Origin of the sequence: Kitasatospora paranensis, from assembly GCF_039544005.1 — a bacterium.
GTDB classification, from domain to species: Bacteria; Actinomycetota; Actinomycetes; order Streptomycetales; family Streptomycetaceae; genus Kitasatospora; species Kitasatospora paranensis.
Window position 1 is genome coordinate 5,650,593 of sequence record NZ_BAABKV010000001.1, and the last position, 14,571, is coordinate 5,665,163.

Sequence of the window (14,571 nt, forward strand, 5' to 3'; positions counted from 1 at the left end):
GCCCGGGCGATCACCGCCGAACCGCGTCCAGCGCCAGCAGCGCCACGTGCAGCGAGAGACAGGACTCCACCTGGTCCAGATCCACCCCGAGCACCCGCTCCACCTTGTGCAGCCGGTCGTAGAACGACGGCCGCGACAGGTGCGCCGCATCCGCCGCCGCCGACTTGTTCCGCCCCTGCTCCAGGTAGATCCGCAGCATCTGCACCAACTGCCCGCCGTGCTCCGCGTCGTACGCCAGCAGCGGCCCGAGCTCCCGCTCCACGTACGTCTGCAGCCGCTCGTCGTCCCGGAGCAGGTGCAGCAGACCGCGCAGCCGCACGTCCGGCAGCCGGTAGTACGCCGCGGCCCGCGCACCCGGCGCGTCGTGCAGCGCGGCGTCCGCGACCTGCGTCGCCTCCAGCAGCGTCCGCCGGGCGTCGCGGACGGAACCCACCGAGGAGCCGACCGCGATCACCGGCTCCGGCGCGGGCGCCGCCGCGTCCCGCGCGCCGTCCGCGACCAGCCGGCGCAGCGCCGCGGCGAAGGCGTCCAGCGCGGTGTGCTCGTCCTGCTGCGAGCCGAGCGCGATCAGCACCCCGACGCCCTCGTCGTCCAGCGCACCGACCAGCGCGGACAGCCGGCAGGTCCGCACCGCGGTCGCGGCCAGCTCGGTGAAGTCCCGCAGCCTCGCCTGCGCCTCCAGCGCCGCCGGCAGCGGCCCGCGGCGCTGGCGCAGCACCACCCCGACCAGCCGGCGGCTCTCCAGCGGGACGCCCAGCGCCTGTGCCCGCAGCGCCACCTCACTGACCGTCAGCGCGTGCGTCAGGATCCCGGACAGCAGCGTGCGGTGGGTCTGCCGCTCCAGGCTCTCGCGGTCCCGGACGACCAGCCGGTTGAGCGCCAGCGTGGCCGCACCCCGCTCCATCATCATCGCGTGCGGGTGGGCCACGCCCTCGGGCAGCGGACCGGGCTCGCCCACCAGGACGAGCCGTCCCCAGTCCTGGCCGCGCGCGCCGACCGCCGTCACCAGCCAGCCCGTCCGCGGCTCGTACCCGGTGCGGCCCGCCGGCCGGACCCCGCGCGAGCGGGCCTCCCAGCCCTCCAGCAGCTCGGCCTCGGCCCGCCCGGCCGTCTCGTGCGCCAGCACCTGGTGCGACAGGTTCTCCAGCACCACCGGTGCGCCGGCCAGCTGCGCCACCTGCCGGACGACCTCGGCCGGCTCGGCGCCCTCCACCGCGAGCTCGTTGAAGACCTGGTGCACCGCCTCGGAGGTGCGCAGCTGCTCCAGCTGGGCGTTGACGACTAGGGCGTGCACCGCCTCCGTGACGGCGACGAAGCGCAGCTCGCGGCGGAGCGCGATGAGCGGCAGGCCGCGCTGCTCGGCGGCGTTCACCAGGGCGCGCGGCAGCGCGTCGAAGTAGCGCCGGCCGTACTCCACGACGAGGCCGGCCGCGCCGACCTCGGAGAGCTCGTGCACGTAGCGGGTCAGCGCCTCCCGCTGCTCGGGCAGGGCGATGCCGGTGGTCAGCACCAGTTCGCCGCCCTGGAGCATGCCGGCGACGTCCGGCAGCTCGCTGACGTGGACCCAGCGGACGGGCCGTTCCAGGTGGTCCGCGCCTGCCAGGACCTGGGGCAGGCCGCGCCGCATCACGTCGAGATCGAGTACCCGGGCGACGGTGGGGAGCACGGGGAGCCTCCAGCGGATCAGAGTGTCAGGGAGATCTTCCCCCGCCACGGCGTGCGGTCGCGTCCGGCCGGGCCTTCCACCCTGTAAGGCCCTTGCAGCGGGGCCTGTCGGACTGGGCCTTGTCACCCGTGCTGCCCAACCGGCATGGTCAGCGGGTCGGCAGTAGCGAAATCCGGACATCACCGTTGGAATCCGTGGCGTAACCAGAAGGCAACAGCGGAATCCCTTGTGGAAGCAAACTGGGCCTGTCAGGATCGCGCAATCCCGGTGATCCGCCGTCTCGGATCCCCCGTCTGCTATACGGCGACTCGACCAGTCGGCCGTCCGCGCGCACGGGAATCGCCGCCGCCCCGAGGCAGCATGACGCCGAAGGGCCCGCGCAGTCCGCGGCGCCGCACCACCGGGCACATGGAGGAACGTGATGGACCAGACCAGCTTCACCGCGGGCGCGCAGTACATCGACGGCCGAGCGGTCGCCGGCACCGGGGACGAGCCCTTCCAGGTCGTCAACCCCGCCGACGGCAGCACCGTCCAGGATGTCGTCCTGGCCTCCACCGGTGACGTCGACGCCGCGGTCGCGGCCGCCCGCGCCGCCCTGCCCGGCTGGTCCGGCGCCACCCCCGGCGCCCGCTCCGAGGCACTCAACCGGCTGGCCGGCATCCTCGCCGACCGCGCCGAGGAGTTCGCCCGCGTCGAGACCGCCCAGACCGGCAAGCCGATCAAGCTCTCCACCGAGTTCGACGTCCCCGGCACCATCGACAACACCGCGTTCTTCGCCGGCGCCGCCCGCAACCTGGAGGGCAAGGCCGCCGGCGAGTACTCCGGCGACCACACCTCCTACGTCCGCCGCGAGGCGATCGGCGTGGTCGGCTCGATCTCGCCGTGGAACTACCCGCTGCAGATGGCCGCCTGGAAGATCCTCCCGGCGATCGCGGCCGGCAACACCGTCGTCCTCAAGCCCGCCGAACTCACCCCGCTCACCTCGCTGATGTTCGCCGCCGCCTGCACCGAGGCCGGCATCCCCGACGGGGTCGTCAACGTGATCACCGGCGCCGGCCGCACCGCCGGCGAGCACCTGGTCTCCCACCCCGACGTCGCCATGGTCTCCTTCACCGGCTCCACCGCCGTCGGCAAGCGGGTCGCCGAACTCGCCACCGCCACCGTCAAGCGCACCCACCTGGAGCTCGGCGGCAAGGCCCCTTCGTGGTCTTCGACGACGCCGACCTGGAGGCCGCCGTGCACGGCGCGGTCGCCGGCTCCCTCATCAACAGCGGCCAGGACTGCACCGCGGCCACCCGCGCCTACGTCCAGCGCCCGCTGTACGACGCCTTCGTCGCCGGCGTCGCCGACCTGTTCGCGGCCGTCCGGCTCGGCGACCCCCGCAACCCGCAGACCGACCTCGGCCCGCTGGTCTCCTTCGCCCACCGCGACCGCGTCGCCGGCTTCGTCGAGCGCGCCCGCTCCTACGCCACCGTCGTCACCGGCGGCGGCACCGGCAAGACCGGCCACGACGGCACCGACCTCACCCTCGGCGCCTACCACCAGCCGACCCTGATCACCGGCGCCGCCCAGCAGAGCGAGGTCGTCCAGGGCGAGATCTTCGGCCCCGTCCTCGTCGTCCTGCCGTTCGACACCGACGAGGAGGGCCTGCGGCTCGCCAACGACACCCCCTACGGCCTCGCCGCCTCCGCCTGGACCCGCGACGTCCACCGCTCGCTGCGCGCCACCCGGGAGATCGCGGCCGGCTGCGTCTGGGTCAACGACCACATCCCGATCATCAGCGAGATGCCCCACGGCGGCTACAAGTCCTCCGGCTACGGCAAGGACATGTCGCAGTACTCGCTCGACGAGTACACCCAGGTCAAGCACGTCATGTACGACACCACCGCGGTCGCCCGCAAGGACTGGCACCGCACCATCTTCGGAGACCGATAACCCCGTCGCTCTCCCCAGCGCCTCTCTTCCCCCGGAGGGTGTCCCCGCATGGAGCTCCACGAGATCACCGACGGCATGCCGGAACCGGTCCGCAAGGCCTGGGAACGCAGCCTGACCAGCGGCCGGGCCGCACTCAGCCGCCGGACGCTGCTGCGCGCCGGTGCGCTCACCGCCGGTGCGTCCACCCTCGCCGCCTGCGGCATCCCCCGGCGAAGGGCAGCGCCGACGCGAACCCGTCCGCCGACGCGGCCAACGACAAGTCCGACACCGACAAGGTGGTCAACTTCTCCAACTGGCCGCTCTACATCGACGTCGACGACAAGGACCCGCAGAAGCACGCCTCGCTCGACGAGTTCACCGCGGCCACCGGCATCAAGGTCAAGTACATCGAGGACATCAACGACAACGTCGAGTTCTTCGGCAAGGTCAAGCCGCAGCTCGCCGCCGGCCAGGACACCGGCCGCGACCTGATGGTCCTCACCGACTGGATGGTCGCCCGGCTCATCCGCCTCGGCTGGATCCAGAAGCTCGACCAGTCGAACATCATCGACGCGATCACCAACCTGGAAGCCCGCTTCCGCGCCCCCGACTGGGACCCGGGCCGGCTCTACTCCTACCCGTGGGCGGGCATCCAGGTCGTCGTCGCCTACAACAAGAAGGCCACCAAGGGGAAGGCCGTCACCAGCGTCTCCCAGCTGCTCGACGACCCCGACCTCAAGGGCCGGGTGACCTTCCTGTCGGAGATGCGCGACACCATCGGCATGACCCTGCTCGACATGGGCAAGGACCCGGCGAAATTCACCGCGGACGACTACAGCGCGGCGATCGCCCGGCTCCAGAAGGGCGTCGACTCGCAGCAGATCCGCAAGTTCACCGGCAACGACTACGGCCAGGAGCTCTCCTCCGGCGACATCGCGGCCTGCCTCGCCTGGGGCGGGGACCTCATCCAGCTCAAGGCCGACAACCCCGACATCGAGTTCGTCATCCCCGAGGCGGGCTACGTCGCGTCGACCGACAACATGCTGATCCCGGCCAAGGCGCAGCACAAGAAGAACGCCGAACGGCTGATCAACTTCTACTACCAGCCGAAGGTCGCCGCCGAGCTGACCGCCGGCATCAGCTACGTCTCCCCGGTCACCGGAGCCCAGCAGGAGCTCGCCAAGCTCGACCCCGAGGCCGCCGCGAACCCCCTCGTCATACCGACCCCGGAGATGGCGGCCAAGGTGCACACCTTCCGCTCCCTCACCGAGGCCGAGGAGAGCGACTTCGAGGAGAAGTTCTCCAAGCTGATCGGCGCCTGAGCGCACCCCGACCTGACGGCCCCCGGACCGAGAGACCCCACGCCATGACTGACCAGGCGCCCGACACCGCGTCCACCGGCGGCGATGTCCGCCTCACCGGCATCAGCAAGACCTACGGCACCTCCACCGCCGTCCACCCCCTCGACCTGACCGTCCCGCAGGGCTCGTTCTTCGCCCTGCTCGGCGCCTCCGGCTGCGGCAAGACCACCACTCTGCGCATGATCGCCGGCCTGGAGGAGCCCACCTCCGGCACCGTGCTCATCGGCGGCCAGGACGTCACCGCCCTGCCCCCTACAAGCGGCCGGTCAACACCGTCTTCCAGAGCTACGCCCTCTTCCCGCACCTCGACATCTACGAGAACGTCGCCTTCGGCCTGCGCCGCCGCGGCAAGAAGGACGTCAAGAAGCAGGTCGAGTCGATGCTGGAGCTCGTCGAGCTCGGCCCGCTCGCCCGCCGCAAGCCCCACCAGCTCTCCGGCGGCCAGCAGCAGCGCGTCGCCGTCGCCCGCGCCCTCATCAACACCCCGCAGGTCCTGCTCCTCGACGAGCCCCTCGGCGCCCTCGACCTCAAGCTGCGCCGCCAGATGCAGCTGGAGCTCAAGCGCATCCAGACCGAGGTCGGCATCACGTTCGTCCACGTCACCCACGACCAGGAGGAGGCCATGACCATGGCCGACACCATCGCGGTGATGAACGCCGGACGCATCGAACAGCTCGGCGCCCCCGCCGACCTGTACGAGAACCCCGCCTCCACCTTCGTCGCGAACTTCCTCGGCCAGTCCAACCTCATCCCCGCCGAGGTCACCGGCCGCTCCGGCGACGACCTGCTGCTCGACGCCGGCGGCACCCGCCTCGCCGTCCCGCGCGCCCGCTGCGCCACCGACGCCACCAAGGTCTACCTCGGCGTCCGCCCGGAGAAGATCACCATCGCGCACGCCTCCGCCGCCGCCCCCGAGGGCCGCAACCGGATCGACGGCACCGTGGTCGACTCCAGCTTCATCGGCGTCTCCACCCAGTACGTCGTGCGCACCTCGACCGGCCAGGACCTCGCCGTGTTCGAGCAGAACATGGAGCGCGACGGCCGGATCACCGCCGGCGCCCCCGTCATGCTGCACTGGAACCCCGCCCACTCCTTCGGCATGGACGCCGCCCAGGCGATCGACGCCGGCACCGCGGAGGAGGACGCGTGACCGTCACCACCGAGGCCGGGCCGGCCGCCGAGGCTGCCGCCGCCGCACCGGCCGCCCGGCCCACCCGACGCCGGTTCACCCCGTACTGGCTGCTGCTGCCCGGCATCGCCTGGCTGGTGGTCTTCTTCGCGGTGCCGATGATCTACCAGGCCTCCACCTCGCTGCAGACCGGCTCCCTCGAACAGGGCTTCCGCGTCACCTGGCACTTCGCCACCTACTGGGACGCCTTCACCGAGTACAAGTGGCACTTCGTCCGCTCCTTCGCGTACGCGGCCATCGCCACCGTGCTCTGCCTGACCGTCGGCTACCCGCTCGCGTACACGATCGCCTTCAAGGCGAGCAAGCGCTGGCGCAACGTCATCCTGATCCTGGTGATCGCCCCGTTCTTCACCAGCTTCCTGATCCGCACCCTCGCCTGGAAGACGATCCTGTCGGACGGCGGCCCGGTGGTCGGCGCGCTCAACACCCTGCACGTCCTCACCCTCACCGACGCCCTCGGCCTCACCAGCGGCCAACGCGTGCTCGCCACCCCGCTGGCGGTGGTCTGCGGCCTCACCTACAACTTCCTGCCGTTCATGATCCTTCCGCTCTACACCTCGCTGGAGCGGATCGACCCCGGCTGCACGAGGCCGCCGGCGACCTCTACGCCCGCCCCTTCACCACCTTCCGCAAGGTGACCTTCCCGATCTCCCTGCCCGGCGTCGTCGCCGGCACGCTGCTCACCTTCATCCCGGCGTCCGGCGACTACATCAACGCCCAGCTGCTGGGCTCGCCCAACGAGCAGATGGTCGGCAACGGCATCCAGAAGCAGTTCCTCAACGTGCTGGCCTACCCGACGGCCGCCGCGTTGAGCTTCATCCTGATGGCCCTGATCCTGGGCATGGTGACGGTCTACATGCGCAAGGCCGGAACGGAGGAGCTGGTCTGATGAGCACCGTGTCCCACTGGTTCCGCCGCAACCTGGTCACCCTCGCGGGTGTCCTCGCCCTCGGCTACCTGATCCTGCCCAACCTGGTCGTCCTCGCCTTCTCGTTCAACAAGCCCGAGGGCAAGTTCAACTACGAGTGGTCGAAGTTCTCCACCGACGCCTGGACGGATCCCTGCGGCGTCGCCGACATGTGCGGCTCGCTCGGCCTCAGCCTGCAGATCGCCCTGCTGGCCACGCTCGGCGCCACCGTCCTCGGCACCATGGTCGCCTTCGCGCTCGCCCGGCACCGCTTCCGCGGCCGGTCCGCGACCACCGCGCTGATCTTCCTGCCGATGGCCATGCCCGAGGTCGTCATGGCCGCCTCGCTCGGCACGCTCTTCCTCAACATGCGGATCCCGTTCGGCTTCGTCACCATCCTGATCGCGCACATCATGTTCTGCCTCAGCTTCGTGGTGACCGCCGTCAAGGCCCGCGTGATGAGCATGGACCCCCGGCTGGAGCAGGCCGCCCAGGACCTCTACGCCACCCCCGTCCAGACCTTCCTGAAGATCACCCTGCCGCTCGCCGCCCCCGGCATCGCCGCCGGCGCGCTGCTGTCGTTCGCGCTCTCCTTCGACGACTTCATCATCACCCAGTTCAACTCGGGCCCGACCACCGTCACCTTCCCGATGTTCGTCTGGGGCGCCTCCCAGCGCGGCATCCCCGTCCAGGTCAACGTCATCGGCACCACCATGTTCGCCGCCGCCGTCGTCCTCACGGTCGCCGGCCAGTGGATAGGCAACCGCCGGAAGGCCCGCGCCTGATGACCCTCTACGCCACCTCCCCGTTCTACTGACACCGTTCCACGAACCAGAAAGCGGCTGATACGGCATGGACTCCGCCCGTGCGCTCAGTGACGTCCGACCCACCCCGTTCTGGCTGGAGGACCCGGGCAGGCCCGAAGCCCTGCCCGCCCTCGTCGGCGACACCACCTGCGACCTGCTGGTGGTCGGCGGCGGCTACTCCGGCCTGTGGACCGCGCTCATCGCCAAGGAGCGCGACCCCTCCTCGACGTCGTCCTCGTCGAGGGGGCCGAGGTGGGCTGGGCGGCCTCCGGGCGCAACGGCGGATTCTGTGCCGCCAGCCTCACCCACGGCTTCGGCAACGGACTCCAGCGCTGGCCCGGCGAACTCACCCGCCTGGAGCAGCTCGGCCAGGAAAACCTCACCGCCATGGAGAGCGCCCTCCAGCGCCACGGCATCGACTGCGAGTGGGAGCGCACCGGCGAGATCGACGTCGCCACCGAGCCCCACCAGCTCGACGAACTCCACGAGATCGCCGAGGCCATCACCCGGCACGGATTCGACATCACCGTCCTCGACGCCGACGAACTGCGCCGCGAGGTCGACTCGCCCACCTTCCTCGGCGGGATCTGGGACCGCGACGGCGTCGCCATGCTCCACCCGGCCAAGCTCGCCTGGGGCCTCAAGGCCGCATGCCTCGCCCAGGGCGTCCGGATCTTCGAACGCACCAAGGCCCTCGACCTCGCCGAATCCGGCACCGGCATGGCAGTCCGCACCCCCTACGGCCGCGTCCAGGCCCGCAAGGTCGCCCTCGGCACCAACGTCTTCCCCTCCCTGGTCAAGCGCGTCCGCCCGTACATCGTCCCGGTGTACGACTACGCCCTGATGACCGAACCCCTCAACGCCGAGCAGCTCGCCGCCATCGGCTGGAAGGGCCGCCAGGGGCTCGGCGACAGCGCCAACCAGTTCCACTACTTCCGGCTCTCCGCCGACAACCGCATCCTCTGGGGCGGCTACGACGCCGTCTACCACTACGGCGGCAAGGTCCGGACCGAGCACGACCAGCGCCACCAGACCTTCCACACCCTCGCCCGCCAGTTCTTCGAGACCTTCCCGCAGCTGGAAGGCCTCCGCTTCACCCACGCCTGGGGCGGCGCCATCGACACCTGCACCCGCTTCTCCGCCTTCTTCGACACCGCCCACCGCGGCCGGGTCGCCTACGCCGCCGGCTACACCGGCCTCGGCGTCGGCGCCACCCGCTTCGGCGCCGAGGTGATGCTCGACCTGCTCGCCGGCGAGCGCACCGAGCGCACCGAACTGGAGATAGTCCGCAAGAAGCCGCTGCCGTTCCCGCCCGAGCCCGTCCGCTGGGCCGGCATCGAACTCACCCGCTGGTCCCTCGACCGCGCCGACCACAACGGCGGGCGCCGCAACCTCTGGCTGCGCACCCTCGACCGCCTCGGCCTCGGCTTCGACAGCTGACCCCGCCGCCCGCACCGCCGCGGGGCGCACCGGCCACCGGCCCGGCGCGCCCCACGGCGCACCGCCGCCGCCCGCCCGGCATTGGTGACCCGGACGCGTGTAAGAACCGGCCCGCTCCGGCGTCTCCCCGTGGGAAGGACCCACACCGGAGAGGACTGCATGCGCACCGCCCTCGACTGGCTCACCGCCGCCGCACCCGACCCGCAGGCCTGCCGGGACGCCTGGGACGACACCCAGGCCGCGCTGCTCCCCGCCGGCCGCCTCTGGGACGTCCTGCTCGTCCCCGGCCCGCTCGCCCGACCCGCCCTCGCCGTCCTTGCCCGGATGGCCGACCACGGCCCCGTCCTCGCCGACCGCGCCGCCGACCGCCTCGGCTTCCTCGTCCCGCCCGGCACCGCCGACCACTGGACGGCCACCGGCGTCCGTGGGGCCGGCACCGGCACCTCGATCGCCCTGCCGCACCCGGACGGCCGAAGCGGCACCCTGTGCTGGCTGGTGCCCCCCGACGGTTCCGGCCGCCTCGTCGACCCCGTCCGGCTGGAACTCGCCCTCCACGCCGCCGCCGCGTCCGGCGCCCACCCCGGCTGAGCGGCACCCGCCGGCGCCCCGCGCGCGCAAGACTGGACGCATGAACGCCAGCGCGCTCACCGACGACCGCACCCGGCTGCTGGAGACCGCCCAGCCGCTCTGCCTCCGGTACGGCCTGGCCCTCGCCGGACCGGACGCGCTGGCCGCCCACGGCCTCGCCGTCACCCCCGGCCGCACCCCCGGCCTGCTGCTCGTCGCCGCCGAGGGCCCACCGCTCGACGCCATCGCCGCCGGCCTGGTCGAGCTGTTCCGCACGGCCGGACACCCCGCCCGGATCGAGCCCGGCACCGCCCGCCGACTCCGGCTCACCGGACCGCCCCACCCGATCGAGCTGCACAAGGAACCCCTGCGCCACCCCGTCGTCCTGCTCCCGGGCACCGCCGTCCCGGTGGTCGCGCTGCCGGACGCGGCGGCCCTCGCCGTGCTGAGGCTCTGCGACCGGGCGCTGCCCGCGGACCTCTCCGCCGTCCACGCGCTGACCGCCCGCTTCACCGAGGGCGAGCTGACCGCCCTCGCCGCCGCCCTCGACGAGGACTTCCAGACGACCGTGCTGGCCGAGCGCCTGGAGGCCGCCGCCGGGCTGCTCCATCCGAAGGCCGAACACGTCTCCGGCTGGGCCCAGGCGTGGGCCCAGGACCTCCGGCTGGACCTCATGGAGACCCTGGAACTCGCCGACGGACTCCACGACCCGTACCTGGAGGCGGTCGAAGCGGAGCAGCCCGACGACCTGTAAGGGTGAATCTCGGTTCCCCGTCATGCTGCTCGTTGAGGTGGGGCCCCCGGCTGCGCAGACTGGAGAGCGAGAGCGGGAGTCCCGCGACCCCGCCGCCCGGTCGGACCCGGGCGGCGCCGTACAAGGTACCGACGGCCGAGACGCCGTAGGGCACTTCGGAGGCAGACGACCTTGACCAAGCCCAGCCCGTACAAGCACGTCACCCACTGGATCGGCGGCGCCCCCGTCGCGACCGCCGGCGCCGCGCCCCGCCGTGGCGACATCTACGACCCGGCCACCGGACAGGTCGCGGGTCAGGTCGACTTCGCCGAGATCACCGAGGTCGACCAGGCCGTCGCGGCCGCTGCGGCGGCGTTCACCGACTGGCGCCGCGCCTCGGTGGCCAAGCGCACCCAGGTGCTGTTCCGCTTCCGCGAGCTGTTCAACGCCCGCAAGGACGAGCTGGCCTCGATCATCGTCGCCGAGCACGGCAAGGTGCACTCGGACGCGCTGGGCGAGCTGGCCCGCGGCCTGGAGGTCGTGGAGTACGCCTGCGGCATCCCGCAGCTCGCCAAGGGCGGCTTCACCGAGCAGGCCTCGACCGGCATCGACGTCTACTCGATCCGCCAGGCGCTGGGCCCGGTCGCCATCATCTCGCCGTTCAACTTCCCGGCCATGGTGCCGCTGTGGTTCTTCCCGATCGCCATCGCGACCGGCAACACCGTGGTGCTCAAGCCCTCGGAGAAGGACCCGTCCGCCGCCAACTTCCTCGCGGAGCTGTGGAAGGAGGCCGGCCTCCCGGACGGCGTCTTCAACGTCGTGCACGGCGACAAGGTCGCGGTCGACCGCCTGCTGGAGCACCCGGACATCAAGTCGGTCAGCTTCGTCGGCTCCACCCCGATCGCCCGCTACGTCTACGAGACCGGCACCCGGTACGGCAAGCGCGTCCAGGCCCTCGGCGGTGCCAAGAACCACATGCTGGTGCTGCCCGACGCCGACCTCGAGCTCAGCGCCGACGCGGCGATCAACGCCGGCTTCGGCGCGGCCGGCGAGCGCTGCATGGCGATCTCCGTCGTCGTCGCGGTCGACCCGGTCGGCGACGAGCTGGTCGAGAAGATCAAGTCCCGGATCGCCACCCTCAAGGTCGGCCCGGGCTGCAACGGCGATTCCGAGATGGGCCCGCTGGTCACCGGCCAGCACCGCGACAAGGTGACGTCCTACGTCGAGTCCGGCGTGGCCGACGGCGCCGAGCTCGTGGTGGACGGCCGCAAGCACCCGGTCTCCGCCGAGGACGTCAACGGCGCCCCGACCGCGGACGGCTTCTGGCTCGGCCCCACGCTGTTCGACCGCGTGCAGCCCGGCATGTCCGTCTACAGCGACGAGATCTTCGGCCCGGTCCTCTCGGTCGTCCGTGTCGCCACGTACGAGGAGGGCCTTGAGCTGATCAACGGCAACCCGTACGGCAACGGCACGGCGATCTTCACCAACGACGGCGGTGCCGCCCGGCGCTTCCAGAACGAGGTCGAGGTCGGCATGGTCGGCATCAACGTGCCGATCCCCGTCCCGGTCGCTTACTACTCCTTCGGTGGCTGGAAGGCCTCGCTGTTCGGCGACGCCCATGCCTACGGCCCCGACGGCGTCCAGTTCTTCACCCGCGGCAAGGTCGTGACCCAGCGCTGGCTCGACCCCTCGCACGGCGGCATCAACCTGGGCTTCCCCACCAACAGCTGACCCGCGACAGCTGATCCGCCCAGCCCCGACACCCGGCCGGCCCCTTCCCCCGAGGGGCCGGCCGGGTCGTTTGCATCCGCCCGGCGTTGGGCGTAGTGTTCACTGGTCGCTCGGCTGGGAGCACCGGACACGCATCTGCGCGGACGGTCCCGGAGCGGCCAATCCCTTGAAACACCACTTCCCGGTTCCGTGGCTGGGTCGCGTTTTGTCGCGTCCCTGTGCGAATTCGGCGTGGGCGTTTATATGGATTGCGGTCGGATTCGCCTTTCGGGGCGGGGATCGGCTAAGGTTTGAAACGTCGGAAGGGGCCGCGAGGCGCCGGAAGGCAAGTGGTTCGAAAGCAAGTCGGGAAAGAGCACGAGCTCGGATCTGATAAGCTGGGAACACGAAAGAGCGAAACGCCCGGAGGGTCCGCTGAAAGGCGGTCCGAAGGAAGTGTCCGTTCCTTGAGAACTCAACAGCGTGCCAAAAGTCAACGCCAGATATGTTGACATCCCCGGCCCCGGATTTTCTGGGGTTGGAGATTCCTTTTGAAGTAACAAACACAGCGAGGACGCAGTGCGCGGGGTTCACCTCATTCCGGTGACCGCCGTGCCGCTCAACGCGGGTGTGAACCCGATTACGGGTAATCATTCACGGAGAGTTTGATCCTGGCTCAGGACGAACGCTGGCGGCGTGCTTAACACATGCAAGTCGAACGGTGAAGCCCTTCGGGGTGGATCAGTGGCGAACGGGTGAGTAACACGTGGGAAATCTGCCCTGCACTCTGGGACAAGCCTTGGAAACGAGGTCTAATACCGGATATGACCTGCTCCTGCATGGGGGTGGGTGGAAAGCTCCGGCGGTGCAGGATGATCCCGCGGCCTATCAGCTTGTTGGTGGGGTAATGGCCTACCAAGGCGACGACGGGTAGCCGGCCTGAGAGGGCGACCGGCCACACTGGGACTGAGACACGGCCCAGACTCCTACGGGAGGCAGCAGTGGGGAATATTGCACAATGGGCGAAAGCCTGATGCAGCGACGCCGCGTGAGGGATGACGGCCTTCGGGTTGTAAACCTCTTTCAGCAGGGAAGAAGCGCAAGTGACGGTACCTGCAGAAGAAGCACCGGCTAACTACGTGCCAGCAGCCGCGGTAATACGTAGGGTGCGAGCGTTGTCCGGAATTATTGGGCGTAAAGAGCTCGTAGGCGGCCTGTCGCGTCGGATGTGAAAGCCCGGGGCTTAACCCCGGGTCTGCATTCGATACGGGCAGGCTAGAGTGTGGTAGGGGAGATCGGAATTCCTGGTGTAGCGGTGAAATGCGCAGATATCAGGAGGAACACCGGTGGCGAAGGCGGATCTCTGGGCCATTACTGACGCTGAGGAGCGAAAGCGTGGGGAGCGAACAGGATTAGATACCCTGGTAGTCCACGCCGTAAACGTTGGGAACTAGGTGTTGGCGACATTCCACGTCGTCGGTGCCGCAGCTAACGCATTAAGTTCCCCGCCTGGGGAGTACGGCCGCAAGGCTAAAACTCAAAGGAATTGACGGGGGCCCGCACAAGCAGCGGAGCATGTGGCTTAATTCGACGCAACGCGAAGAACCTTACCAAGGCTTGACATACACCGGAAACGGCCAGAGATGGTCGCCCCCTTGTGGTCGGTGTACAGGTGGTGCATGGTTGTCGTCAGCTCGTGTCGTGAGATGTTGGGTTAAGTCCCGCAACGAGCGCAACCCTTGTTCTGTGTTGCCAGCATGCCTTTCGGGGTGATGGGGACTCACAGGAGACTGCCGGGGTCAACTCGGAGGAAGGTGGGGACGACGTCAAATCATCATGCCCCTTATGTCTTGGGCTGCACACGTGCTACAATGGCCGGTACAAAGGGCTGCGATGCCGCGAGGCGGAGCGAATCCCAAAAAGCCGGTCTCAGTTCGGATTGGGGTCTGCAACTCGACCCCATGAAGTTGGAGTTGCTAGTAATCGCAGATCAGCATGCTGCGGTGAATACGTTCCCGGGCCTTGTACACACCGCCCGTCACGTCACGAAAGTCGGTAACACCCGAAGCCGGTGGCCTAACCCTTGGGAGGGAGCCGTCGAAGGTGGGACCAGCGATTGGGACGAAGTCGTAACAAGGTAGCCGTACCGGAAGGTGCGGCTGGATCACCTCCTTTCTAAGGAGCACATGGCCGGTTGCGAGCGAATGTCTCGCACGGTTGCTCATGGGTGGAACGTTGACTATTCGGCACAGGGTGTGAGCTCTCACTAGTACTGCTT

At 69.9% G+C, this 14,571-nt stretch carries 5 protein-coding genes, 1 rRNA gene and 5 pseudogenes; 10 read left to right on the forward strand and 1 reads right to left on the reverse strand.

Annotation, left to right across the window (positions count from 1 at the left end):
- Positions 1-10: 10 nt before the first annotated feature.
- The gene (locus ABEB13_RS27060) at positions 11-1,666 is read right to left on the reverse strand and encodes a PucR family transcriptional regulator (RefSeq protein ID WP_100888357.1); all 1,656 of its coding nucleotides are present in this window, start codon (positions 1,664-1,666) and stop codon (positions 11-13) included.
- Between the two features lie 421 nt (positions 1,667-2,087).
- Here ABEB13_RS27060 and ABEB13_RS27065 point away from each other — a divergent pair.
- The 10 genes and pseudogenes from ABEB13_RS27065 (at position 2,088) to ABEB13_RS27110 (ending at position 14,468) form a co-directional block, all read left to right on the forward strand.
- Positions 2,088-3,601: pseudogene (locus tag ABEB13_RS27065) on the forward strand (gamma-aminobutyraldehyde dehydrogenase).
- Positions 3,602-3,649: 48 nt separating this feature from the next.
- A pseudogene (locus tag ABEB13_RS27070) lies at positions 3,650-4,902 on the forward strand (ABC transporter substrate-binding protein).
- A gap of 44 nt (positions 4,903-4,946) precedes the next feature.
- Positions 4,947-6,091 (forward strand): annotated as a pseudogene (locus tag ABEB13_RS27075) (ABC transporter ATP-binding protein).
- Positions 6,088-7,019: pseudogene (locus ABEB13_RS27080) on the forward strand (ABC transporter permease). Before ABEB13_RS27075 ends, ABEB13_RS27080 begins: the two co-directional pseudogenes overlap by 4 nt.
- Positions 7,019-7,822 carry an ABC transporter permease gene (locus ABEB13_RS27085; protein WP_345707540.1) on the forward strand — a complete coding sequence of 268 codons (804 nt, stop codon included), beginning with the start codon at positions 7,019-7,021 and terminating at the stop codon, positions 7,820-7,822. The pseudogene ABEB13_RS27080 and the gene ABEB13_RS27085 overlap by 1 nt, the downstream one beginning before the upstream one ends.
- 67 nt (positions 7,823-7,889) lie before the next feature.
- Positions 7,890-9,283 (forward strand): annotated as a pseudogene (locus tag ABEB13_RS27090) (NAD(P)/FAD-dependent oxidoreductase).
- A gap of 159 nt (positions 9,284-9,442) precedes the next feature.
- Positions 9,443-9,871 (forward strand): hypothetical protein, encoded by a 429-nt coding sequence (locus ABEB13_RS27095; protein ID WP_345707541.1) that lies wholly within the window; start codon positions 9,443-9,445, stop codon positions 9,869-9,871.
- Between the two features lie 40 nt (positions 9,872-9,911).
- Positions 9,912-10,604: a hypothetical protein gene (locus tag ABEB13_RS27100; protein ID WP_345707542.1), complete on the forward strand. Its 693-nt coding sequence runs from the start codon at positions 9,912-9,914 to the stop codon at positions 10,602-10,604.
- Positions 10,605-10,775: 171 nt separating this feature from the next.
- Positions 10,776-12,314, forward strand: coding sequence for a CoA-acylating methylmalonate-semialdehyde dehydrogenase (locus tag ABEB13_RS27105; RefSeq protein WP_100888348.1), 1,539 nt, complete (start codon positions 10,776-10,778; stop codon positions 12,312-12,314).
- Positions 12,315-12,946: 632 nt separating this feature from the next.
- Positions 12,947-14,468, forward strand: a 16S ribosomal RNA gene (locus tag ABEB13_RS27110).
- Positions 14,469-14,571: the final 103 nt, after the last annotated feature.